The sequence below is a fragment of the Bifidobacterium pullorum subsp. saeculare genome, assembly GCF_016899725.1.
GTDB lineage: Bacteria > Actinomycetota > Actinomycetes > Actinomycetales > Bifidobacteriaceae > Bifidobacterium > Bifidobacterium pullorum_C.
In genome coordinates this window covers 1-525 of record NZ_JACLYU010000113.1, presented here as the reverse complement: position 1 = coordinate 525, position 525 = coordinate 1, and the positions used below count along the sequence as shown (strand labels likewise).

Annotated in this window: 1 protein-coding gene; it reads left to right on the top strand. The window is 60.8% G+C overall.

The window, feature by feature from the left end; translation table 11 throughout:
• Positions 1-164 precede the first annotated feature (164 nt).
• Positions 165-525: phage tail sheath N-terminal beta-sandwich domain-containing protein (locus H7U32_RS11040; RefSeq protein ID WP_204469845.1), on the top strand; the 361-nt coding region annotated here is incomplete at its 3' end.

The following is a 525-nucleotide window of genomic DNA, read 5'->3' as shown; positions in this document are numbered from 1 at the left end:
ATATGGCCCTCGGCGGTGGAACCTGGCTCACTCAGAATAAGACCCTGCCCGGTTCTTACTGCAACTTCTCCAGTGTGGCACGGGCATCTGCTACGCTTTCCGACCGCGGATACGCAGCAGCCCCCTTTGAGCTGGATTGGGGACCGGAGGGGGAGGTTTTCGCCGTGACTTCCGGCGACTTCCAGAAGAACAGCAAGAAGATTTTTGGCTATGCCTATACGGACCCGGCCATGCTGCCGCAGCGTGAGATTTTTACCCACGCGACCACGGTTTATTGCTACCGGCTGGGTACCGGGGCGGTCAAGGCAAAGTGTACCCTGGCAACAGCGAAGTATGGCGGGACCAGGGGCAACAGTATTACCATCGTGGTGGCGGCCAACGTGGACAACGAGGACGCCTGGGATGTGAGCACCGTCGTGGACGGCGTTTCCGCCGAGACCCAGACGGTGGAGACGGCAGCGGACCTGGTGAGCAACGATTGGGTGGACTTCATCACCACGGCCACGCTGGAGGCCACGGCAGGAA